This is a genomic window from Streptomyces sp. NPDC017225 (genome assembly GCF_044331465.1).
In the GTDB taxonomy this organism is placed as follows: Bacteria; Actinomycetota; Actinomycetes; order Streptomycetales; family Streptomycetaceae; genus Streptomyces.
Genome location: NZ_JBIRNE010000001.1, coordinates 651364 through 674943, shown reverse-complemented (window position 1 = coordinate 674943; position 23580 = coordinate 651364). Strand labels below are relative to the sequence as shown.

Here is a 23580-nt window from a genome sequence, read left to right as displayed (position 1 = left end):
CGGATCACGGGATCACCGCGTCACGGCCAGGCAGTAGGCCTCGTCGGTGGCGAGGAGGTTGCGATGTGTGTCCTCGGCGGTGATGACGCCGTCGTCCAGGACGAGTACCCGGTCGGCGGCGTCCAGCAGGGCGGGGCTGCTGGTGATCACCAGGGTGGTGCGGCCCCGGCGCAGCTTCGCGACGTTGCGCGCGACGAGCTGCTCGGTGACCGCGTCGACGGCCGTCGTCGGATCGCGCAGGACGAGGACGTCGGCGTCGGCGGCGAGGGCGCGGGCCAGGGACAGCCGTTGGCGCTGGCCCCCGGAGAGGTTCGCGCCGCGGTCGCGTACGGCGTAGTCGAGTCCTTCGCGGTGCAGGGCGACGACGTCCGTCAGCATGGACGCCTCCACGGCCTCGGACAGCGTCCGGCTGGTACCCGACGGGTCGATGTTCGTGCGGAGGGTGCCGGCGAAGATCTCCGCGTCGTACGGGTTCACCAGCAGGTGCTCGCGGGCCGCCTCGACCGACAGGTCCGCGAGGGCCCGGCCGCCGACCCGCACCACCCCCTCGTACGCGTGGGGCGGGACGTTCAGGGCCAGAACCGACGCGAGGTCGGCCGCCGCGCGCGGCTGGTAGGCGGCGATCGCCACGAACTCGCCGGGCGACACCCGGAACCGCACCTTGCGCAGGGCCCCGTGCCGGACACTGTCGACTTCGAGGCCGCCGCCCGCGGCCGGCCGCTCCGGCCCCGGGACCGTCATCGGCGGCGCGGTCAGGACCAGCGCCATCCGCTCGGCCGACGCGCGCGCGATCATCACGTACTTCGGCATCTCGGAGAAGAGCTTGAGCGGTTCCATGATGAACTGCGCCAGGCCCACGGCCATGACGAGTTCGCCGATGCCGATCTGCCCGCCGAACGCCAGCCGGCCCGCCGTCAGGGTCACGGCGGCGGCGAGGACCGCGTTGAGGGCCAGCGCGGTGCCCTCGTACACCCCGTTCACCCGGGCGACCGTGACCGCCTGGCGCTTCGCCTCCGTGCTGACCCTGCGGTAGGACCGGAACGCCGCGTGGTTGCCGCCGAAGCCGTGCAGCGGACGCAGGCCGGTGATCAGGTCGGCGACCTTCGCGCCCGCCCGTGCCACCCGGGCCTGCTGTTCGCGGGTGCTGGAGCCGATCCGTCTGGACATCACGCTCAGGACCGACAGGATCGCGACGGTTCCCACGATCACCAGCAGGCCGAGCCGGACGTCGGCCAGGCCCAGCGCGAGGGCCGCGATCACCACCGCGACCAGCGAGCTGATCAGCAACGGCACCACCTCGATAATGTCGGCGGTCTGGTCGGCGTCCTCGGTGGCGATGGTCAGCACCTCGCCCGACTTGAGGTCGACGTCCCGGGCCACCGGCTGGAGCCCGCAGGCCGCGACCCGCACCCGCCAGCGGTGCGCCTCGGTCGTGTTGGCGTCCTGCAGGACGCGCATACCGAACCGCCACGACAGCGACACGGTCGTGATGATCACGGCCAGCGCGGCGATCGAGACGCCGAGGGCCTCGGGGCTCCGGTCGCGCATGGTGTGTTCGACGATCAGCCCGAGGGCGATCGGGAAGGCGGTCTCACCGGCCTGGTACAGACCCATGAGCACGGTGCCCCGGACCATGGCGCCGACGTTGCGGCGCAGGGCGGTACGGAGGATGTCGGACCCCGGGCGGGGCCGCTGCGAGTCAGGAGTTGTCATCGAGATGGCGGGCAATCGCTTCCGGGGTTCGCAGGGTCAACAGATCGCGGATCGTGATCACAGGACCGTACTCCCGGCGGAGCAGTCCGGTCAGCCGCACCGCCAGCATGGAGTGCCCTCCGAGGGAGACGAAGTCGCTCACCGCGCTCACCTCGTCGTCGTCCAGGTCCAGTGCCTCGGCGAAGAACTCGCACACCGCGGTCTCGGTCCCGCTCCGCGGGCTCCGCTCCCCCGCCGTGGTCAGCGCGCCCAGCGGCCTGGCCTCCGGCAGCGCCTTGGTGTCGGCCTTACCGTTCACGGTCAGCGGGATGCCGTCGACCTGGGCGTAGTGCGTCGGGCGCAGGAAGTCCGGCAGGGCGGTGCCCACTTCGGCCGCGACCGTCGCCAGGTCGGCGCCGTCCAGCACGAGGTAGGCGGCCAGCCGGTGGGCCCCCTCGACCCGCGGATCGGGCTGGGCGACCGCGGCGACGAACCGCACCGCCGGGTGCGCCGCGAAAGCGGCCTCGACCTCGCCCGGTTCGACCCGGTGCCCTCTGATCTTGACCTGCTGGTCGGTGCGGCCCAGGTACGCCAGGTTCCCGTCGGGCCGCCGGACCACCAGGTCCCCGGTGCGGTACATGCGCTCGCCGGGTGCGCCGAACGGGCACGCGACGAAGCGGTGCGCGGTCTGCGCGGTCTGTCCGAGGTAGCCTCGCGCGATGCCGATGCCCGACACGTACAGCTCGCCGGGGACCCCGTCGGGCAGCGGCCTCAGCCACGGGTCCAGCACGTACACGTCCGTGTTGTCGATCGGGACGCCCACGACCGGGTCCTGGCACTCGACGGTGCCGACGCCCAAGGTGTTGATGGTGTACTCGGTGGGGCCGTACAGGTTGTAGCCGGCCGTCCCCTCGGTGTCGGCGAGCCGCCGCCACAGCGCCGGGGTGACGGCCTCACCTCCCAGCAGCACCAGCGCGGGCCGGTGTGCCGGGTCGTCGAGCAGTCCCTCGGCCACCAGCTGCCCCGCGTAGGTCGGGGTCACGTTGATCACGTCGATCCCGTGCGCGAGGCAGTACTCGACCAGGCGGGGCGCGTCACGGCGCAGCTCCTCGTCGCAGATGTGCACCTCGTGGCCGGCGGCGAGCCACAGCAGCTCCTCCCACGACATGTCGAACGCGAACGACACGGTGTGCGCGATCCGGAAGGTCCGGTGGCCGTGCTCCGCCAGCACCGGTTCGAAGATCCGCCGCTGGTGGTTGACCAGCATGTTGGTGAGTCCGGCGTACTCGGTCACCACGCCCTTGGGTTTCCCGGTCGATCCGGAGGTGTAGATCGTGTACGCGGGGTGCCGCAGCCGGTCCGGGTCGCCCGGCGCGAACGTCACGAACGGCTCGGCCTCGGGCAGCGGGCGGTCCAGCTCGATCAGGTCGCCGGTCAGCCGGGGTGACACGGCACTGACGGTGAGGATCACGTCCGGGCGGGCGTCCGCCACGATCGCGGCGATCCGCTCGTCCGGGTGGTCCAGCTCCAGCGGCACGTAGGCGGCGCCGACGCGCAGTACGGCGAACAGCGCCACGATCGAGTCGAGGGAGCGCGGGATCGCGAGGCCCGCGGTCGACTCGGGCCCGATGCCTCGGCGGGCCAGCACACCCGCCACCGCGCGGCTGCGGTCGCGGAGCCCCGCGAAGGTCATGGCGGAGCCGTCGGCGACCAGCGCTACTCGCCGCGGATCGCGGTCCGCCGCCCGGTCGAACCGGTCGACGACGGTGTCCGTGCCGATGTCGGCGCGTGCGGCGGGGCCGGGCTCGGGGCCCAGGCCGCGCAGCGCGCCCACCGGTCCGGTCGACCGGGCCAGGTCGTCGAGTACGCGCAGGTAGTCGTCGAGGAGGCGACGGGCGTTCCCGGTGTCGCCGTCGCGGTACTCCAGCTTGACGGTGAGCTGTTCGCCGGGCGTGACGACCCAGGTGAACGGATAGTGGGTGGAGTCGTCGGCCTGGACCGAGGTGATGCCGTGCCGGGCGTTCATCTCGGCGAAGGCGTCCGGGTCGAGGAAGTTCTGCAGCACGAACAGGTTGTCGAACAGGGTGTCGTGTCCGCCGGCCCGCTGGATCTCGCCGAGCCCGAGGTGCTCGTGCTCCATGGCCTCGACCCTGGCCGCCTGTACGGCCGTCAGGTACGCGCGGACCGTGTCGTGGGGCCGTGCCCGCGTCCACATGGGCACGGTGTTGAGCAGTACGCCGACGACGCCGGACAGTCCCTCGCCCTCGCGGCCGGAGACGGTCACACCGAACACGGCGTCGGCGCGGCCCGTGCGGGCGCCGAGGAGGAGGCCGAACGCTCCGGTCAGCACCGAGTTCAGCGTGACGCCGTGCGCCCTGGCCGCTTCCCTCAGCAGGTCCGACCGCGCGCCGGACAGCGTGTGGACGAGTGCGCGTGGCAGGTCGTCGGAGAGGGAGGGCGCCGGTCCGGCGAGCAGGGTCGGGCCGGACAGACCGGCCAGGTGGTTCGCCCAGAAGCGCTCCGACACCGCCGGGTCCCTGGCGTCGAGTGCGCGGGCGTACTCCTCGAAGCCCGGCGTGGCCGCGACAGCCGCCGGCAGCGGCTCACCCGCGAGGGCGGTTCGACAGGCGTCGAAGAGGTCCCTGAGCACGATCTCGCGCGACCAGCCGTCCCACAGCAGCAGATGGTGGCTGAGCAGCAGGCCGTCGCGGTCGTCGGGACGGCGCACCACGGTCATCCGGATGAGCGGTGGCTCCCCGGGGTCGAAGCCCGTGGCGCGGTCCCGGGCGCGCAGGGCCTCGACTTCCGCGTCCGTCGCGAGGTCGACCGTGCGGACGTGGACCCGTCGGCCGGGGCTGAGGACCTGGACGGGGTTTCCGTGGTCGTCGGTGGTGAAGCCGGCGCCCGCGGCCGGGTGCCGCGCGATCACGTACGCCATCGCCTCGGACAACGCGTCGGTGTCCAGGCGGTGTTCGAAGGTGAAATAGCTCTGCGCGACGTAGTGTCCGGCCGAGCCCGCCATCTGGGCCTGGAAGTACAGGCCCCGCTGGAGCGGGGTGACCGGTGCCGTGCGCTCGGCCGTCGCGGAGGCGTCCGCGACGCGTTCCAGCGCGCCGAGCCAGTGCTCGGTGATCTCGTCGGGGATGCCCTCGGCGAGGGTGAAGGCGGCGTGCAGGCTGCCGGTGACCGCGTCGGTCCACGCGTTGACCTCGACGGCGTACGGGCTGCCCTGGTCGCCGCCGGTGAGGCGCGGTGCCTGGGACTCGCTGCCCCGGCCGAGGTAGTTGAACAGCACCTGGGGGCGGGCGGTCAGCAGCGGGGCCGTCTGCGGGTTGAGGTACCTGAGCCCGCCGTAGGCGACGTGCGCGCGCTCGTCCGGCTGGCGTTCGGCGATCTCGCGCGCCGCCGCGACGGGATCGGTGTGCGGGCTGAGCCGTACGGGCGCGATGGAGGTGAACCAGCCGACCGTGCGGGTGTAGTCGTGGTGTCCGAGGAGCGGAACCCGGCCGTGCCGCTCCAGCTCGATCGCCAGATCGGTGGGCGAGGGCTGGACGCGGGTGAGCGCGGTGCGCAGCGCGCCGCACAGCAGTTCGGTGAGGCCGACACCGAGTGCGGTGGGCGCGGTACGTGTCACCTGGGCGGTCGCTCCGGGCGGCAGCACCGCCGTGATCTCCCGCAGTGGGCCCGCCGAGGGCAGCGGCGCGGGTGCCTGGAGCGTGGTGACCCAGTGGTCCAGGTCGTCGGCCTCGTGGGCGGCGTGGAGCGTCAGTGCTTCGGCGTACTCGGCGTAGGGCGTCGTCGGCGGTGCCAGGGGCATGCGGCGCATCACGGTGGCCAGGTCGTCCAGGAGGATCAGCCAGGACACCGAGTCGACGGCGAGGTGGTGCGCGGTGATCACGAGGGTTCTGCTCTTCTCCAGCCACGCGAAGGCGATGACGTCCCCGGACTCGGGGTCGAGCCGCCCGGCGGCCTCGTTCGCCGCCGTCGTCGCGTCGGACGTGTCCGGTCGTACGACGGTGACCTCACGGCCGGGTTCGGTGCGCAGGGTCCACACCCGGTGCTCGACGCGCAGCCGCAGGCGGAGGGCCGGGTGTGCGGCCACGACGGCCCGCGCGGCGCGCTCGGCGTCGGCGAATCCGGTGCCCTCGGGGGCCGGCAGCGTCCGGGCCTGGGCGAACCGGGTGAGCGAGCCGCCCAGGTCGCGTTGGCGCAGGATGACGGGCGTCGGCGGCAGCGGGCCCGGTTCACGGGGCACGGCAGCGCCCCCAGCGGCCTGTGGTCCGCCGCTCCCCGCGACGCCCCGGCTCTCCAGGTGCTGGGCGAGGGCACGCGGTGTCCTGCGCAGGAACACGTCCCGCGGCGCGATGGCGAGGCCGAGCGCCCTGGCCCGGTTGATCACGGTGATGGCCACGATGCTGTCGCCGCCGGCCCTGAAGAAGTCGGTGTCACCGTCCACTTCGGAGCCGGGCAGGGTCTCGGCGAAGATGCCGACGATCGCGGCGAGTACGTCGTCGGCCGGGGCGACCGGAGTGGCGTCGTGCGCCGCCCGTTCGGTCAGGGCCCGGCGGTCCAGCTTGCCGTTGACCGTCAGCGGCAGCGCGTCGAGCGCCCGCACCCGGCCGGGCACCATGTGCGCCGGCAGCTTCGTGGACAGCCGTTCGGTGAGGTCGTCCGGCACTTGGCCCACGACGTGCGCGACCAGGTGGTCGTCGGTGCCGGCCACGGTGACGGCGACGTCCACGACACCGTCGAGTGCCCTGATCGCGGACTCCACCTCGCCGGGTTCGACACGGAAGCCCTTGAGCTGCACCTGGTCGTCGGCGCGTCCGGTGAACTCCAGCTCGCCGTCGAGTGTGCGGCGGGCGAGGTCGCCCGTGTGGTACATGCGGGAGCCGTCGTTCGCGAACGGGTTCGCCACGAAACGGCCCGCCGTGAGGCCGGGCCTGCCGAGGTAGCCGAGTGAGAGCTGGTCGCCTGCGACGTAGATGGCGCCCACCCGGCCCGGGGGCACCGGCCGGAGCCGGTCGTCGAGGAGGTGGGTGACCAGGCCGGGAAGCGGACCGCCCAGAGGGCTGGTGGTGTCGCCGGCACCGAAGTCCTCGTCGGTCAGCACCCGGTGGGTGACGTGGACGGTGGTCTCGGTGATGCCGTACATGTTGACCAGCTCGGGCGAGCCGGTGCCGTGCCGCTCGGCCCAGTCGCGCAGCCGGCCGAGGTCCAGCGCCTCGCCACCGAAGATGATCCGGCGCAGTGCGGGGAGCGGGCGGCCGGCGTGCCGGTCGGCCTCGGCGAACTGGTAGAACGCCGAAGGGGTCTGGTTGAGCACGGTCACCCCGCGTTCGCGCACGAGCCGGTGGAAGTCGACCGGGGAGCGGGTCAGCCCGTACTCGGGGACCAGCAGCTCACCGCCGTGCGCCAGCGCGCCCCACAACTCCCAGACCGCGAAGTCGAAGGAGAAGGAGTGGAACTGGACCCAGACGTCGTCCGGGCCGAAGTTCATGTCCGGCCGGGTGCCGGCGAGCAGCGTCACGACGGCGGCGTGCGGAACGACGACGCCCTTGGGCCTGCCGGTCGATCCGGACGTGTAGATCACGTACGCGGGGTCGTGCCGGCCGGCTCCCGGGCCCGGGGCGGCGGGGGCCGAAGGCGGCTCTTCCCCCTGCACCAGCACGCGGGTCGCCGGCACGCCCGCCCGGGAGAGCAGCCGGGTGAAGCGGTCTCGCTGGTCCGGGGCCACGAGGACGACCCGCACAGCGGCGTCGGCGAGGACGTACTCCAGTCGCTCGTCGGGGTACGCCGGGTCCAGCGGCACGTAGGCGCCCCCCGCGCCGACGACCGCGACCAGGGCGACGACCTGCTCGACGGAGCGGGGGACCGCGACGGCGACCCGTCGGCCCGGCCCGACGCCGGCCGTGCGCAGGGCCGAGGCCAGCCTGTCCCTCGCGGCTGCCAGTTCGCCGTAGGTCAGGGACCGGGTGCCGCCGTCCAGGCCGCACTGGGTGACGGCGGTGGCGGTCGGGTTCCGGCGCGCGGCGGCGTCGAACAGTCCGTCCAGGGTCGTCGGGATGACCGGCGCGGGGCGCCGGGTCCCCTCGGACGTCAGAGCGTCGACGGGGGTGTCCGGGCGGGCGAGCAGGGCGGTGAGGGTCCGGGTGAACGTGTCGAGGATCCGCCGGGCGCCCGACTCGCGCAGCAGCGCGCCGTCGTGGACCAGGTTGAAGCGCGGGCGGCCGTCGGGCGTGCGCTCGACCACCAGCGTCAACGGGTAGTGCGGGGCGCCCTCGTTCACGATGCCGGTGACGACCAGGGTGTCGTCGGGCCGCCGCAGACCGGCCAGGTCGGTCGCCACGTCGAACACCACCAGGGTGTCGAACAGTGAGCCGGTGCCGGCCTGGCGGACGATCCCTGCCAGGGAGACGTGCTGGTGCGCCAGCACCGCGCTCTGGTGCGCTCCGACCGAGGCCAGCAGGTCGCGTGCGGTGGTGTCACCGCGCCAACGGGCGCGTACGGGGATCGTGTTGATGAACAGGCCGACCATGTCATCGATGCCGGGCAGATCCGCGTCGCGTCCGGACACCGTGGATCCGAAGACCACGTCCGTCCTGTGCAGGATGCCGCCCAGCGTCACCGCCCAGGCGCTGTGCACGGCCACGCTGAGGGGCACGCCGGCCGACCGGACGGCCGCGTCGAGGTCCGCTTCCGGCTCCACCGCGGTGTCGGCGAACCGGTCGGAGGGCGTGTGCCCCTCAGCGACCAGGGAAGGGCCGGGCAGCCCGGCGAGCTGGTCGCGCCACACGCGGTCGCTCGCGGTGTCGTCGCGTCCGGCGAGCAGGCGTACGTAGTCGGTGAAGCCGCTGAGGGGGTACCCGGTGCCGGGCGCGTGGTACTCGGCCAGCAGCGTGCGCAGCATCGGCGGCACCGACCAGCCGTCGGCGATGATGTGGTGCACGGTCTGCACCAGGACGTTGCGGCCCGGGCCCCCTCGGATCAGCGTGTACCGCATCAGCGGGCCGGTGGCCAGGTCGAAGCCGGCGCGTCGGTCCCGCTCGGCGTGGGCTCCGATCTCGTCGTCGGTGATGCCGGGGCGGTCCAGTGTGGTGAAGGGCGCCTCCACGCCGTTCTCCAGCACGGAGACCACACGGCCGTCGGCGAGGGCCGTGAAGCGCGCGGCCAGGCCGGGGTGGAGCGTGAGCAGGCGGGTGGCCGCCGCCGCGAGCCGGCCGGCGTCGACCTCGCCGTCCAGCGTCAGCAGTTGCTGCTCGACGTACCTCCCCGCCGAGTCGTCGTCGTAGACCGAGTGGAAGTACAGGCCCTCCTGCAGCGGGGTGAGCGGCAGGATGTCCCGCAGCGCCGGGCCGTCCAGGGCGTCGACGTCGGCCTGGGTGAGCGGGACCGGGGCGAAGTCGCTGGGCGAGTGGCCGCCCGCCTCCAGCGCGGCCAGCCCTGCCAGGGCCGCGCGGTAGTAGGACTCGATCGTCGCGATGTCCTTCTCGGTGAACATCCCGTCGGGCCAGGAGATGGTGGTGACCAGCTCGTGGGCGCCGGTGGCCGGGGCGGGTTCGGCGATCGCGTTGAACTCCAGGGCGCGCGGCAGACGCATCCTCGGGTCGCGCCTTTCGCCCAGCTGTCCGGTGGTGTGCGCGAGCCGCCAGTCCTCGCAGCCGCCCGCGTCGAAGCGTCCCAGGTAGTTGAAGAGCACCTGGGGTGCGGGCACGTCGAAGCCGGTGTGGGCCAGGTAGCGCAGGGCGCCGTAGGAGACCCCGTTGTCCGGGATCCGGGAGAGGTCCTCCTTGACCGCCTTGAGCGCGGCGGTCAGGTACTCGGGCGCGGTGGGGTCCAGGGCAGCGCCGGGGTCCACGGTCACCGGGAACAGGGTGGTGAACCAGCCCACGGTCCGCGACAGTTCCGGTTCGAAGCCGGCCGACGGTGCCACGAACCGTCCCTCACGGCCGTGGCCCTCGACCTCGATGTGTGCGAACGTCTGCTCCTGGCCGAGGTCGCGGCGCCAGCGGGCGAGGGTGACGGCCAGTGCGGTCAGCAGCACGTCGTTGACACCCGCGTGGAACTTCGCGGGTGTCTCGCCCAGCAGCGCGGCCGTGACCTCCGCGCCGACCGAGACGGTCCGTGCCCGCTCCCGCGCGACGGTGTCGGCCTCTCCCGGCGCGCGCCGGCCCAACGGCTCGTCCGCTCCCGGCAGGGGACGCCGGAAGCAGGCGCTGTCCGCGTCGAACGCCGCGCGCTCCAGCAACTGTGTCCAGCGCCGGAACGACGTTCCCGTCGGGGGCAGTTCGACCGGGGTGCCCGAGGCGAGCTGCCGCCATGCCGTGGCCAGGTCCTCCATCAGTACCCGCCAGGACACGCCGTCGATCACCACGTGGTGGACGACGACGACCAACTGCCGTGCCTCGCGGCGCCAGACGGCACGCAGCATCACGCCGTCCGTCGGATCCAGCCGGCCGGTGGCGAGTGCGACGCACTCGTCGAGCGGCAGGTCGCTCTCCCGCCAGTGCGGGCCGGCCTCGCCCGCCTCCGGGATGTCGAAGCTCCAGCGGTCGCCGCGCACCAGCCTGGCGCGCAGCATGGGGTGCTGCCTGACCACGGCGGTGAGGACGCCGTCGAGGGCATCGGGGGTCAGGTCCGCCGGGGTGTTCAGTACCACCGACTGCACGAATCCGTCGATCGCGTCCGTGGTCTCACCGAGCCACTGCACGACCGGCGATCCCACGACGGGGCCGTACGCGATGTCGCGGTGGTCCGCGGTGGCGGTGTCCTCGCGGCTCGCCACGGCAGCCAGCGCCCCCAGGGTGCGGTGGCTGAAGATCTGCCGTGCCGTGACGTGGAGTCCCGCGTTCCGCAGTGCGCCCAGGAGTGAGATCGCCAGGACGCTGTCTCCGCCGAGCTGGAAGAAGTCCTGGTCGACGCCGGTCTCGTCCAGCCGCAGCAGCGCCGCGACCGCCGCGCACACGGCGCGCTCGTTCTCGGTGGCGGGTGCAACGGCAGCGGCTGTCCCGATCACGGGCTCCGGCAGCGCCTCGCGGTCGAGCTTGCCGTTCGCGGTGAGCGGGAACTCCCTCAGCACGACGATGTGGGCGGGCACCATGTACTCCACCATGTGCTCGCCGGCCCACGCCTTGACGTCGGCCGCCGACAGGCCGTCGTTCCCGGTTAACGGGATGACGTAGCCGACCAGGTGGGTGCCGCCGGCCGCGTTCTTCCTCGCGACGACGCAGGTGTGCCGTACCCCCGGGTGTTCGGCGAGGCCGGCCTCGACGTCCTCGGTCTCCAGGCGCATACCGCGGATCTTGATCTGGTTGTCGGCGCGGCCCAGGAAGTCCAGCGAACCGTCGGGGGCGAAGCGGGCGAGGTCCCCGGTCCGGTACAGCCGGGACCCGTCGTCCGCGAAGGGGTTCGCCACGAACCGGGACGCCGTCAGGCCGGGCGCGTTCACGTATCCGCGTCCCATCAGGAGGCCTCCGGCGTACAGTTCGCCGCCGACTCCGACCGGGACCGGGCGCAGCTCGTCGTCCAGTACGTACAACTGCGTGTTGGGGTTGGCCTTGCCGATCGACGTCGACAGGCGTTCGGCCGCGCCCCGGTAGACGACGTGCGAGACACCGATCGTCGTCTCGGCGGGACCGTACCCGTGGTACATGGGGATGCCGAGCCGGGTGCGGAACCGTTCGTACAGCTCCGGGGTCAGTACCTCGCCGCCGCACCACACGTGGCGCAGACTGTCGAGGTGTCCGGAGTCGCCGGCCATCTCCAGCAGCACGTCCAGCATGGACGACACCAGGTAGGTGAAGGTGACGCGCTGCTCGGCGATCACGCTCAGCAGGTGGTGCGGGTCGCGTTCGCCGCCGGGCCGCAGGACCACGAGCCTCGCGCCGGACACCAGCGGAAGGAAGATCTCGTTGACGGAGATGTCGAAGGACAGCGGAGCCTTGAACAGTGACGCGTCGTCGTGGCCGAAGCCCAGGATCTCGTGGACCTGCCACAGCAGGCGCTCGCTGATCGCCTCGTGCCGGATCATCGCGCCCTTGGGCCGCCCGGTCGAACCGGAGGTGAAGATCACGTAGGCCAGCGCGTCGCCGGGGACGGTGACGGGGGCGCGGTCGGCGGGGTGGGATCCGAACCGCCAGTCGCCGAGGTCCACGGCCACGGCTTCCGGTTCGCCCTCGGCGTGCTCGCCCGAGGCTTTGAGCTGCACCACGACCCGGGCGTCCTCGATGACGGCGGCCCGGCGCGCGGCGGGCCAGCGCGGGTCGAGCGGCACGAACGCGCAGCCGGCCTGGAGCACGCCGAGCAGCCCGATCACCATGTCGGCGGAGCGTTCGAGGGAGATGCCGACGACGTGTTCGGCGGTGAGCCCGCGTTCGGCGAGGTGGTGGGCCAGCTGGGAGGCGCGTTCGGCCGTCTCGCGGTAGGTCAGCGTCCGGTGCTCGTCGACGACGGCGACCGCGTCCGGCCTGGTCCGCGCCTGCTCGCGGAACATCTCCACGAGGGACGGGCGGACCCGGTCGGCTCCGGTGTCGTTCCACTCGGCCAGCTCCCGCCGGCGCTCCGCCGTGCTGGACGGGCCGATGGTGCCGATGGGCCGGTCCGGGAATTCGGCCAGGTCGTCCAGCGCGCGTCGCGCGTCGTCCGGTGAGACCTCTGCCGGGACGACGATGGTCCGGCCGTCCGTCCCCACCTCCCAACCGCCCGCCTTGAAGCCGCCGTTGTCTGCCCACGCGAGGACGTCGGCGAACAGGGTGGTGGGGGTGAGTCCGATGCCGTCCGGGCTCCGCCCCGTCGCCCAGTACGACAGCCCGAGGGCGCAGGCTTCCGCGATGGTCCGGTCGGAGAAGTCGCCGACGCGGCGGCGCACGCCGGTCAGGTGCGCGGAGGAAAGCTGAACGAGACGAGCGGTCGGTTCCATCATCGAGACTCAACGCCCCTTCCAGGGATTGAAGGCAGGCTAGCCTAACTTAGGCATACCTAACTACCCTCTCTCCAGGCCCGCCAGAGGCGCGCGTACCGGCCGCCCAGAGCCACCAGCTCCCGGTGTGTTCCCTGCTCCACGACGCGTCCCGCGTCCAGGACGGCGATGCGGTCCGCGGCCATCGCCTGGGTCAGCCGGTGTGCCACGAACAACGTGGTCCGGCCCGAGCAGGCGGCCAGCACGGCCCGTTCCAGCTCGGCGGCGCCCTCGCTGCCCGCCTCCGCGGTCGACTCGTCCAGGACCACCACCGGCGCCCGGCTCAGCACCAGCCGGGCGAGGGCGATCTGGGCGACCTTGGTGACGTCGAGGCGCTCGCCGCCTTCGCCGACCAGGGTGTCCAGCCCGTCGGGCAGCGCCTCGACCCACGCGTCGGCGCCCACCGTGCGCAGGGCGTCCACGAGTTCGGCGTCGGTCGCTTCCGGCGCGGCGAGCCGCAGGTCGTCGGCGAGCGGACCGGAGAACACGTGCGTCTCCTGGGTCAGGATGCTCACGAGGGCACGCGCCCCGGCCTCGTCCACACCGGCGAGATCGGTCGGCCCGACGCGCACCGTCCCGGCCTGCGGGGTGCCGATGCCCGCGATCAGCGCCGCCAGGGTCGTCTTGCCCGCACCCGTCGCCCCCACCAGGGCGAGCGAACCGCCCGCCGGAATCGTCAGGCTGACGTCCCTCAGGACCGGCTCCTCGGCGCCGGGGTAGGTGAACGTCAGCCCCTCCACCGTCACCGGGCGAGGGGTGGCCTCGTCCGCCACCGCGACCGACGCGTCGCCCACCAGCCGGTCCTCCGCCTCCTCCCCCAGCACCCCGACCAGCCGGGTCAGACTGGCACCCGACTTCTGCGCTTCGTCGAAGGTGAACATGATGGCGCCCAGCGGCGTGAACAGCCGGTGGAACAGCAGCGGGGCGGCCGACACCTCGCCCAGGCTGGCGGCGCCGGCCTCCAGCAGGACGTACCCCACCACGAGGATCAGGGTCAGCCCGATGAACTCGGCGCGGTTCTCCCTGCCGACGAACCGGCCGAAGAACCGGAAGACCTCGATGCCGAGGTCGCGCACCCGCCAGGACTCGGCGGTGACCTTCTGACGGAACGCGTCCTCGAGGCGGTACGCCCGGACGGTGTCGATCCCGTTCAGTCCGCTTATCAGGGCCTGCGCCCGGTCGGCCTGGGCCACGCGCTGCTTCCGGTAGAGCGGGGCGGACCGGGGGAGGTACCAGCGCAGGGCCAGCCCGTACGCGGGCAGCGCACCGGCGCCCGCCAGGCCCAGTCGCCAGTCCAGTCCGAACATGCCGGCCGTGGCGATGGCGACCAGCACGCCCGCCGAGAACACCGTGGGGACGGCCGTCCGGATGCCCTTGGAGATCACGGCCACGTCGTCGCCGACCCTGGACAGCACGTCTCCCCGGCCGACCTGCTCGACCCGGGTGCTGGGCATCCCCAGGACCGCCCGGACGGCGCCTTCCCGCAGCCGCGCGAGCAGATCGGCGCCCAGCCGCCCGACGAGATAGGTCGACACCGCGGTGGCCGCCGCGCCGAGCAGCGCGGCGGCCACCATGAGGGCCCCGATCGTCACGAGGACCGACCGCGACTCGCCTTCGACCACCGCGTCGACCACCCGGCCGAGCAGCAGGACCGGCAGCACCTGGAGCGCCGCGCCGGCCACCGTGGTGAGTACGGTGGCGCCCGTCAGCCACGGCACCTCGCGGCAGTGCTCCGCGATCCACCGGGTGGCCTCGCGTCCGGTCGCCGTACGCAGCGTCGCCGGGGCGACGCGGGTGTCGGTCCCGCTCACCCCTGCCCGACCGACTTGACGAGCTCGTCGATCGCGTACGGCATGGACAGCAGGGTGCCCTGGGAGATGGCCGCGCCGACCGCCGGGCCCTCGCTGTCCAGCAGGTACGACACCTTGCCGTTCTTCACGGCGTCCAGATTGGTGAACAGCTCGAACTTCTTCAGCGCGTCCTGGTCGGCCCTGTCGTTGATGACGAAGATCCGGTCGACGTCGACGAGGTCGACGCGTTCGGGCGAGAGCTTCGTGTAGAAGGTGCCGTCCGCGACCTTGTCGATCTCGGTCTGGTACGTGAAGCCGATGCCCGTCACCAGCCGTCCGCGCACGTCGGTGGAGGTGAAGGGCGCCACCGAGTCCTCGTACCAGGACAGGACGACGGCGGTCTGGCTCGCGAGCTCGGGGTGCGCCTTCTTGGCCGCGTCGAGCTTGCCCTGGATGTCCGCCACCCTCTTCTCGCCCTCCTCGGCCTTGCCGAGCGCCTTGGCGATGTGGAGCGCGTTGTCCTGCCACGGCGCGCTGAAGGGTTCCTTCTCGGCCTTGGTGCGGCCCACCGTGGGGGCGATCCTGGAGAGCTTCTCGTAGGCGGCCTGGTCGATCTCGGAGTACACCGCGACGATCAGGTCCGGCCGCAGGGCGGCGATCTTCTCGAAGTTGGGGCCGGAGTCGCCGTTCTTCATGACGACCTCGGGCTCGGTGTCACCCCACTTGTCCTTCACCCAGGGCCACTGCGTGTTGATGTCGGGGCTCCGGCCCGGCGGGTTCGGGTACTGGTCGACCATGCCGACCGGCTTGATTCCGAACGCCAGGATGGTCTGGTCGTCCGTGTAGCCGACGGAGACGACCCGCTCGGGAGCCTCGGTGACCTCCGTGGTTCCGAACGCGTGCTCCACGGTGACCGGGAAGGCGCCGGCGGCGGCCGGGGAGCCGTCGCCCGCCTTGTCCGCCGAGTCGTTCGAGTCGGACCCGCACCCCGCGAGGAGGCCGACGCCGAGTGCGGCGGCGGACAGTGCCGCCGCCAACCGCCGCCGGGGCTTCGTACGCGTCGTTCTGAGGAGCATCCGGAGATCCCTTGCTGTCGCGCCGTCCACTGCGCCCCCGTCCGAGGGGCAGCAAACCTTATCGCGTCCAGGTGAGGTTAGCCTACCCTCACTATTTCAACTCTGCGGGTACTCGGTCGAGTTCGGCGTGGGCGCGTCCCATGGGCACGATGAGCGGCCGGTCGCCCACCGGGTCGTCGATCACCTTGGCGCGCAGCCCGAAGGCTTCGTGCAGCAGGTCTGCGGTGATCAGATCGCGTGGGTGTCCCTGCGCGAGGATCGCCCCCTCCCGCATCACTATGAGGTTGTCGCTGTAGCGCGTGGCCAGATTGAGGTCGTGCAGCACCATGACCACGGTGCACCCCGACTCGTGCAGGTCGTCCACCAGGTCGAGCACGTCGATCGCGTGCGCCAGGTCGAGGTAGGTGGTCGGCTCGTCCAGGAGCAGCAGGTCGGTGCCCTGGGCCAGGGTCATCGAGATCCAGACGCGTTGACGCTGGCCGCCGGAGAGCGAGTCCACCGGGCGGTCGGCGAGGTCGAGGACCCCGGTCATGGCCAGCGCGCGCTCCACGACGGCGGCGTCGTCCGACGACCACTGCCGCAGCCAGCTCTGGTGCGGATGGCGCCCCCTGGCGACCAGGTCGGACACCGTCAGCCCGTCCGGGGCGACCGGCGCCTGGGGCAGCAGGCCGAGCTTCTTCGCCACGTCCCTGGTCCTGAGCGTGACGATGTCCTCGCCGTCCAGCACGACCGTCCCCCTGGCCGGTTTGAGCAGCCGCGACAGCGTCCGCAGCAGGGTCGACTTCCCGCAGCCGTTGGGGCCGATGATCGTGGTGATCACCCCGGACGGGATGGCCACGTCGAGATCGTCGATGACGGTCCGGGCGCCGTATCCGACCGTGACTCCCCTGGCCGCCAGCCGTGGGGCGCCGCCGGCTCCGGACTCCGTCGCGGTGATGGACTGAACGACCACAAGGCCCCCTTGTTTAGGCTCGCCTTACTTTGTACCAGCTATCCGCGGTTCGCCCGCACCAGCAGATAGACCAGGAAGGGGCCACCGATCGCGGCGGTGACCACACCGACCGGGAGGGAGACCGGCAGTGCCGTGCGCGCGACCAGGTCCGAGCCGATCAGCAGCAGGGCCCCCACCATGCCGGAAGCAACCAACGGCGGCGTCGGGCACCTCGCCAGACGCATCGCCACCTGCGGCGCCACCAGCGCGACGAAGGGGACCGGTCCGGCCGCGCTCACCGCCACGCCGGCGAGCAGCACCGCGCACAGCAGGAGGACCGCCCGCACCGTCGCGTACCGGACGCCGAGACCCGCGGCGACCTCGTCGCCGAAGTGCATCGGTTTGAACTGGAAGGCGACGCACGACACGACGGCCAGCAGGACGAGCGTTCCCCACAGGGCTACCCAGACCTCGTTCCACCCCCGGTTGTCCAGCGAGCCGACCAGCCACGCCTGGGCCCGGGCCACGTCCCTGATGTCGGCCGTGACCAGCAGCCAGGTCGTGATCGCCTGCATCATGGCGCTCACCGAGATCCCGATGAGGATGAGCCGGAAGCCGTCGATCCCCCGGCGCCACGCCAGGAAGTACACCAGCAGCCCGGTGCCCAGCCCGCCCGCGAGCGCAGCCGAGGACAGGCCCACCGTGCTGACGACCGCCGCGGCGGTGCCGCCGGACACCGTCACCAGGAACACCGCGACCGCGCCGGCACCGCTGGTGATGCCCAGGATGTCCGGACTGGCCAGCGGATTGCGCGCGATGGACTGCGTGAGGGCGCCGGAGACTCCGAGCGCGACGCCCACGACGAGGCCGGCGAGGGCGCGGGGCATCCGCAGGTCCATGATCACGAACTCGTCGACCTGCTCGCCCCGGCCGAAGATGGTGGCGACCACCCGGGGCAGGCCGATGGGGAAGTCCCCGACGCCGATGGACAGGCAGAACAGCAGGAAGGCCGCCACGGTCAGCAGCAGGGTCACGCAGGCGATCCAGGGCCGCCACACGAACGACACCTGCCCGAGCCGCACCCCGGGCGCCATGGCCGGCTTCGCGCCGTTCTCATCCACCGTCACATCCGGCCCGTTCGCCGTCACGCCCACACCGTTCCCCGTCACGTCCGGCCTCACGTCCGCCCCGTTCCCCGTCGCGTCCGCCCCGTCCCCCGTCACGTCCGGCCGCACATCCGCTCCGCCGCTCACGCGTTCCTGAACTTCCCGCGCCACACCAGGGCCGCGAAGAACGGTGCGCCGAGGAGAGCGACGAGGACACCCGCGTCCAGCTCCCCCGGACGCACCACCAGACGCCCCACGATGTCGCAGACCAGCAGGACGACGGCTCCGAGCAGCCCCGCGTACGGCACCAGCCAGCGGTAGTCCGGCCCGGTCAGGTACCGGGCCACGTGGGCCACCATGAGACCGATGAACGCGATGGGGCCGCACGCCGCCGTGGCCGCGCCCGCCAGCAGGGTGATGGCGACGATCCCGACGGTCCGGGTCAGCGCGATGTTCACGCCCATGCCCCGTGCCACGTCGTCACCCAGGTTGAGCAGGTTGACGGCGGGCAGCGTGGTCAGTGCCAGAACCAGCCCGACCACGATGAACGCGGTCACCGGCCAGATGACGTCGAACCCGACACCGGCCACCGAACCCGCGTTCCAGAAGCGCAGCGCGTTCAGCGAGGCCTTGTCCGTCAGCGCGACCGCCGTGGTCATCGCCGCGAGGAACACGGTGACGCCCTGCCCGGCCAGCGCGAGCGTCAAGGGGTTGCCGGCACCCCGGCCGATGCTCGACAGCCCGAACACGACGACACCCGCGACCGCCGCGCCCAGGAGGCCGAACCAGACGTACTGGAACGGGCTGGTGAACCCGAACAGGGCGATCCCCGTCACCACGGCGAAGGACGCGCCGGAGTTCACCCCCAGCAGACCAGTGTCGGCGATCGGATTGCGGGTGTATCCCTGGATCAGCGCTCCGCCTGCCCCCAAAGCGACGCCCGCCACGATCGCGAGCACCGTGCGGGGCACCCGCACGGTGCGCACGATGAGCCTGATCTCGGTGAGCCGCTGGTCGGGGTCCGGCGCGGCGAACAGCCCGTGCCACACCTCGCCGGGGCTCAACGCGCGCGCGCCGACGGCCAGCGACGCCGCTCCCGCGGCCACGAGTACCACCGCGAGTACGCCCAGTCCCGCGACCCGCCGTCGGCGGGCCCCCGTTACGCCCCCGGGCGTGGGGCGTTCAACCGCAGTCGTGGTCATGGCGACGTACACTAACGGGCGGTCGGGCCGGTTCCGTCGGCAACCGTCCGGACCGCGTCGGATGCGGACTTGAGACCCCGGTCGACCAGCGATTCCAGGATCTCCCCGACCCTGACGGCGGTGTTGGAGAGCAGGGACGACGTGATGCCGTGGGTGTGCTCCGTGCCGCCTTGCAGGTAGATGCCGCAGCGCAGGCCGGGGTCGGTGGCGAGGCGGTAGTCGCGCTCGACGCGGACGCGGCCCTCGTCGTCGCGCAGGCAGCGGTCCGCGACCTCGCCGAGCAGGCCCAGGGGGTCGGCCTGGCCGTAGCCGGTCGCGAAGACCACGACATCCGCGTCCAGGAAGGTCTCCTCACCGGTGACCAGGGACTCCACCGTGGCACGGACCTTGTCCGGCGTCTCCTTGACGTCGGTGAGCCGGGACACGTTGAGGAAGCGCAGCCGTTCGGTGCCGAGGACCTTCTCCTGGTACATCCGCCGGTACAGGTCGTCGATCAGGTCGATGTCCACCACGGAGTAGTTGGTGTTGCCGTGGTAGTCCATCAGCCGGCGTTTCACGCTGCCGGGCGCGGTGAAGTAGTCGTCGACCGCGGCGGGGTCGAAGATCCGGTTGGCGAAACCGCTGTCGTCGGCGGGGCTGTAGCCGTAACGGCTGAAGACGGCGCAGACCTCGGCCCCGGGGAAGCGGCGGTGCAGGTAGGCGACGTTCTCGGCGGCGCTCTGGCCCGCGCCCACGACGACGAAGCGGGACGGTGAGGTGCCCTCCAGGGCGTCGGCCCTCGCCAGCAGTTCGGAGTTGTGCCAGACACGGTCGCCGCGCTCCACGCCCTTCGGCACGAGGGGACGCAGTCCGGTGCCGATGACGAGGTTGCGCGCCCGGTGGATCTCGAGGCCCTCTCCCGAACGGACCGTCACCTCCAGGTGTTCCACGGCTCCGTCACGGAGGGCGGGCGCGACACCGACGACCTCGTGACCGTAGGAGACCAGGTCGTCGACCTGGGCGGCGGCCCACTCGAAGTAGTCGTGGAACTCCACCCGCAGCGGGAAGAGGCTCTTGTGGTTGATGAAGTCGACCAGCCGTCCCTTGCTCCGCAGGTAGCAGAGGAAGCTGAACTCGCTGGCCGGGTTGCGGAGTGTCACCAGATCCTTCAGGAAGGACACCTGCATGGTCGCGTCGTCGATCAGCATGCCGCGGTGCCAGCCGAAGCGCGGCTGCTGCTCGAAGAAGCGAGCGGTGACCGTCTCCGGCGCGCCGGCGTGTGCGTTGTGCTCGGTCAGCGCGATCGCCATGGCGACATTGGACGGTCCGAAGCCGATGCCGACGAGGTCGTGGACCGGTGGGGGGCCATCGGGTGGGGGCCCCTCAGGCGCGGGGCCATCAGAAGGTACCTGTGACATGTCACTCCCATCGTGCGGGACAGTCGCCTGTCGGGCGTGGGCGGTGCCGGAACGGGACATGCCGACGGAACGGCCGCCGGTAACTTAGGTGAGCCTAAGCTGACTCCACATGGGTGTCGATAGGGCGGTTTGAGGACAACGCTCCCAACTGGGGGTATTACGCGGGGACGTTGCGCACTAAGGTAAGCCTTGCTTTACTTGCCCGGGCTGTCCCCTGTCTCGAGGAGGAACCTCATGCGGGTCGTCATGTTCGGCTACCAGACCTGGGGGCACCGCACGCTGCAAGCCCTCCTGGACTCCGAACACGACGTGGTGCTGGTCGTGACGCACCCCAAGAGCGAGCACGCGTACGAGAAGATCTGGAGCGACTCCGTCGCCGACCTCGCCGAAGAGCACGGCGTCCCCGTACTGATCCGTGACCGCCCCGACGACGACGAGTTGCTCGAGCGTCTCGAGGAGGCGGGCCCGGACATCATCGTGGCCAACAACTGGCGCACATGGATCCCCCCGCGCGTCTTCGGCCTACCGCGCCACGGCACCCTCAACGTCCACGACTCGCTGCTGCCGAAGTACGCCGGCTTCTCACCGGTGATCTGGGCTCTGATCAACGGCGAGTCCGAAGTGGGCGTCACCGCGCACATGATGAACGACGAACTCGACGCCGGCGACATCGTCCGGCAGGAGGCGGTACCGGTCGGCCCCACGGACACCGCCACCGACCTCTTCCACAAGACCGTCGACCTCATCGCTCCGGTCACCACCGACGCGCTGGGCCTCATCGCCGCCGGACAGACGGAGTTCACCAAGCAGGACCGGTCCCTGGCCAGCTTCTTCCACAAGCGGTCCGTCGAGGACATCCGCATCGACTGGAACTGGCCGGCGGCGGACCTGGAGCGCCTGATCCGTGCCCAGTCCGAGCCCTATCCCAGCGCCTTCACCTTCCACCGGGGCAGGCGGCTCGAGGTCCTCGCCGCCGTGGTGTCCCGGGGCCGTTACGGCGGTACGCCCGGCCGCGTCTTCTACCGCGAGGGCGACGGCGTGGTGATCGTCGCCGGATCCGACGCGCGCACCGGCCGCAACCGGGGCCTCGCCATCACACGGGTACGGACGGAGGACGGGCGGGAGCTGTCCGCCACGGAGTACTTCACCTCCATGGGCGGCTACCTGACCAGCCGGCCCTGACGACACCCGGGGAGCTGCCGGAGACCCGGCGCCGCGAGGCCGAGGCGGCGTGCGCGGGCCGCACGGGCGAGGGCCCGACCGGCGTGCCGTGGTCAGGCCCTCGCTCAACGCCGCTCCGGCGCCGTCAGCCGCCGCTCTTGCGCCGGAACGACCGCTGGCTCGCAGCCGGACCATGTGCGCCACGGATCTTCGACGCGTCGGTGTGCGCGGCGATCGCCGCGGCCTCCGCCTGTTTGCCGCGCTTGCGCTCCAGCGCCTCCCGGAACTTGCCCTTCAGGTCGTACTGGCCGTTCTCGTCGGGCGTCAGAGCGGGGCTCTCGACGTCGGCCGACTCCGAACCTGCTTGCGATGAAGACTCTGCAGTCATGGTGACCTCCTGGGTTCGGACAACAGGACCACAGCTTGCCATGCCGACCACCACCCGGGGTACCGCCCCCGCCCGGCCGTACGGGCCGCGGCGACGTCCGCTCGCGGCACGAGGAGGCTCGAGCCCGACCGGACATACGAGCGAAAGGCCCGGCCGGACGGAATCGCCCGTACCCATACGCCTGCCTAAGGTTGAACAGGCCGACGGAACCGGCGTTCTTGCCGACCGCAGGAAGGTGGGGCGACATGGCACGCAGTGTCGAATCGATCCGGCGAGCCGTTCTGGGCACCCTCGGAGCCGTACTGGTGGTGCTCGGCGTCGCCCTGCTGGTCCTGCCCGGACCGGGCCTGTTGCTCGTGTTCGCCGGGATGGTGCTGCTGGCGCGCGCCGTTCCGGCACTGGACCGGTTCGTCGCTCCCGTCCGCGACCAGGCGATGCGGGCCGCCGAGGAGAGCGTCTCCTCCCCGTGGCGTATCGCCGGCTCGGTGCTGGTGGGGCTGTTCCTCATCGGCGCGGGTCTCGCGTGGGGCCTGCTGCCCCGGGTGCCGTTCTCCGGATGGGGCACCGGAGCGAGCCTGATCATCTCGGGCGTCGTCCTGTTCGCCCTGCTCGCCTGGAGCCACCGCCGCGTCCACGCGGCACGCAGCAGGCGCTGACCCCGCACCGTCGCCGCGCGATCACACCGGCGGTCCGCCTTCTCCGAGGGGCGTTGACCAAACGGGACGCTGTTCCGTATATTAACCGGGACAGCGTTCCGCTTCAGGTCGTCCGAGGCCCGCCGCTGCTGAACGCCGCACGCCCCGCCGGTACCGAGAGACCGGCCTCCGCGACCACCGAACGGACACCCGTGCCATGAACACATCCCTTCCCACAGCCGACATCACCGGCTCTCTTCCACCTTCGCCCTCTCCCGTCCTGTCGGTCGCTCCGGTCGTGCTGCCGGCTCCCGGCCGGGCCGTGGACCTGGAGGTGCGGGTCTCCGCGCCCACGACCGGGAGCGACCTGCCGGTCATCCTCCTCTCGCACGGGCAGGGCTACTCGAACCACCTCTCCTCGCTGCACGGCTACGCTCCCCTCGCCGACCACTGGGCGGCGCACGGCTTCGTCGTCATCCAGCCCACCCACCTGAGCTCCAGGACGCTGAGACTGGATCCCGAGACGCCCGGGGCACCGCTGTTCTGGCGGTCGCGGGCCGAGGACATGACGCGCGTCCTCGACCGGCTCGACGTGCTGGAAGCCGCCGTCCCTCAGCTCCTCGGACGGCTGGACCGGAGCAGGGTCGCCGTGGCCGGGCACTCGATGGGCGGGCACACCGCGAGCCTGCTGCTGGGCGCCCGGCTCACCGATCCGCACGACGGAACGGAAGTGGACCTGGCCGAGCCCCGGATCAAGGCGGGTGTCCTGCTCGCCGCTCCCGGCCGGGGCGGCGACGCCCTCAGCGAGTCCGCGGCCAGGAACCTCCCCTTCTTCCTGACCACCGACTTCTCCCGGATGGCGACGCCCGCCCTCGTGGTCGCCGGCGACCGGGACGACTCCGCCCACCTGACGGTCGACGGGCCGCGGTGGCACGCCGATCCGTACCACCTGTCCCCGGGCCCCAAGACCCTGCTCACCCTCTTCGACGCGGAGCACGGGCTCGGCGGGGTCGCCGGCTACGACGTCGCCGAGACCACGGACGAGAGCCCCGAGCGGGTGGCCGCGGTCCGCCGGCTCGCCTGGGCCTATCTGCGCGGTGAGCTGTACCCCGGGGATCCCGCCTGGCAGGCGGCGTGCGACGACCTGACGGCCGGACCGAACCCGTTCGGACGGGTCGAATCCAAGGAGGCGCCCGCTGGTAAACTGGGCCCCACGCTTTGAGGCGCCCGGGTCCGTACCGAGGG

The 23580-nt window shown here is 72.1% G+C and carries 12 protein-coding genes; 3 read left to right on the top strand and 9 right to left on the bottom strand.

The features are described from left to right. Nucleotides 1-12 precede the first annotated feature (12 nt). From ACH4NX_RS02955 to ACH4NX_RS02920, 8 genes are all read right to left on the bottom strand, one after another. Entirely contained in the window at nt 13-1713 is a 1701-nt protein-coding gene (locus ACH4NX_RS02955) for an ABC transporter transmembrane domain-containing protein (protein WP_398127430.1), read from the bottom strand. Then, nucleotides 1700-12613, bottom strand: coding sequence for an amino acid adenylation domain-containing protein (locus ACH4NX_RS02950; RefSeq protein ID WP_398127429.1), 10914 nt, complete (start codon nt 12611-12613; stop codon nt 1700-1702). The genes ACH4NX_RS02955 and ACH4NX_RS02950 overlap by 14 nt, the downstream gene beginning before the upstream one ends. A gap of 56 nt (nt 12614-12669) precedes the next feature. Then, nucleotides 12670-14460, bottom strand: a complete 1791-nt coding sequence (locus ACH4NX_RS02945; RefSeq protein WP_351393953.1) for an ABC transporter ATP-binding protein — start codon at nt 14458-14460, stop codon at nt 12670-12672. Further along, complete coding sequence (locus ACH4NX_RS02940; RefSeq protein WP_398127428.1) at nt 14457-15515, bottom strand: iron-siderophore ABC transporter substrate-binding protein; 1059 nt, start codon at nt 15513-15515, stop codon at nt 14457-14459. Before ACH4NX_RS02940 ends, ACH4NX_RS02945 begins: the two co-directional genes overlap by 4 nt. A 91-nt stretch (nt 15516-15606) precedes the next feature. Then, nucleotides 15607-16467, bottom strand: coding sequence for an ABC transporter ATP-binding protein (locus ACH4NX_RS02935; protein ID WP_398127427.1), 861 nt, complete (start codon nt 16465-16467; stop codon nt 15607-15609). A 38-nt stretch (nt 16468-16505) separates the two neighbouring features. Continuing rightward, on the bottom strand, nt 16506-17540 hold the full coding sequence (locus ACH4NX_RS02930; RefSeq protein ID WP_351394104.1) for an iron chelate uptake ABC transporter family permease subunit: 1035 nt from the start codon (nt 17538-17540) through the stop codon (nt 16506-16508). A gap of 155 nt (nt 17541-17695) precedes the next feature. Continuing rightward, nucleotides 17696-18754, bottom strand: a complete 1059-nt coding sequence (locus ACH4NX_RS02925; RefSeq protein ID WP_351393944.1) for an iron ABC transporter permease — start codon at nt 18752-18754, stop codon at nt 17696-17698. Between the two features lie 11 nt (nt 18755-18765). Continuing rightward, complete coding sequence (locus ACH4NX_RS02920; RefSeq protein ID WP_398127426.1) at nt 18766-20151, bottom strand: lysine N(6)-hydroxylase/L-ornithine N(5)-oxygenase family protein; 1386 nt, start codon at nt 20149-20151, stop codon at nt 18766-18768. Between the two features lie 234 nt (nt 20152-20385). On the opposite strand from ACH4NX_RS02920, the gene ACH4NX_RS02915 reads away from it, so the two are divergent. Beyond that, nucleotides 20386-21333 (top strand): methionyl-tRNA formyltransferase, encoded by a 948-nt coding sequence (locus tag ACH4NX_RS02915; RefSeq protein WP_351393939.1) that lies wholly within the window; start codon nt 20386-20388, stop codon nt 21331-21333. Between the two features lie 124 nt (nt 21334-21457). Here the strand turns inward: ACH4NX_RS02915 and ACH4NX_RS02910 are convergent, their stop codons facing one another. Continuing rightward, nucleotides 21458-21700: a DUF5302 domain-containing protein gene (locus ACH4NX_RS02910; RefSeq protein ID WP_279560964.1), complete on the bottom strand. Its 243-nt coding sequence runs from the start codon at nt 21698-21700 to the stop codon at nt 21458-21460. Between the two features lie 245 nt (nt 21701-21945). On the opposite strand from ACH4NX_RS02910, the gene ACH4NX_RS02905 reads away from it, so the two are divergent. Continuing rightward, a complete protein-coding gene (locus tag ACH4NX_RS02905) occupies nt 21946-22356 on the top strand; it encodes a PGPGW domain-containing protein (protein ID WP_351393936.1) in 411 nt (136 codons plus the stop codon). 196 nt (nt 22357-22552) lie between these two features. Next, a complete protein-coding gene (locus ACH4NX_RS02900; RefSeq protein WP_351393934.1) occupies nt 22553-23557 on the top strand; it encodes a chlorophyllase in 1005 nt (334 codons plus the stop codon). Nucleotides 23558-23580 lie beyond the last annotated feature (23 nt).

What these genes read in the sequence shown, in the direction of transcription:
- ACH4NX_RS02900 (WP_351393934.1), top strand. Translation starts at nt 22,553, where the DNA reads ATGAACACATCCCTTCCCACAGCCGACATCACCGGCTCTCTTCCACCT.
- ACH4NX_RS02910 (WP_279560964.1), bottom strand. Translation starts at nt 21,700, where the DNA reads ATGACTGCAGAGTCTTCATCGCAAGCAGGTTCGGAGTCGGCCGACGTC.
- ACH4NX_RS02920 (WP_398127426.1), bottom strand. Translation starts at nt 20,151, where the DNA reads ATGTCACAGGTACCTTCTGATGGCCCCGCGCCTGAGGGGCCCCCACCC.
- ACH4NX_RS02905 (WP_351393936.1), top strand. Translation starts at nt 21,946, where the DNA reads ATGGCACGCAGTGTCGAATCGATCCGGCGAGCCGTTCTGGGCACCCTC.
- ACH4NX_RS02915 (WP_351393939.1), top strand. Translation starts at nt 20,386, where the DNA reads ATGCGGGTCGTCATGTTCGGCTACCAGACCTGGGGGCACCGCACGCTG.
- ACH4NX_RS02955 (WP_398127430.1), bottom strand. Translation starts at nt 1,713, where the DNA reads ATGACAACTCCTGACTCGCAGCGGCCCCGCCCGGGGTCCGACATCCTC.
- ACH4NX_RS02925 (WP_351393944.1), bottom strand. Translation starts at nt 18,754, where the DNA reads ATGACCACGACTGCGGTTGAACGCCCCACGCCCGGGGGCGTAACGGGG.
- ACH4NX_RS02940 (WP_398127428.1), bottom strand. Translation starts at nt 15,515, where the DNA reads ATGCTCCTCAGAACGACGCGTACGAAGCCCCGGCGGCGGTTGGCGGCG.
- ACH4NX_RS02950 (WP_398127429.1), bottom strand. Translation starts at nt 12,613, where the DNA reads ATGATGGAACCGACCGCTCGTCTCGTTCAGCTTTCCTCCGCGCACCTG.
- ACH4NX_RS02930 (WP_351394104.1), bottom strand. Translation starts at nt 17,540, where the DNA reads ATGGCGCCCGGGGTGCGGCTCGGGCAGGTGTCGTTCGTGTGGCGGCCC.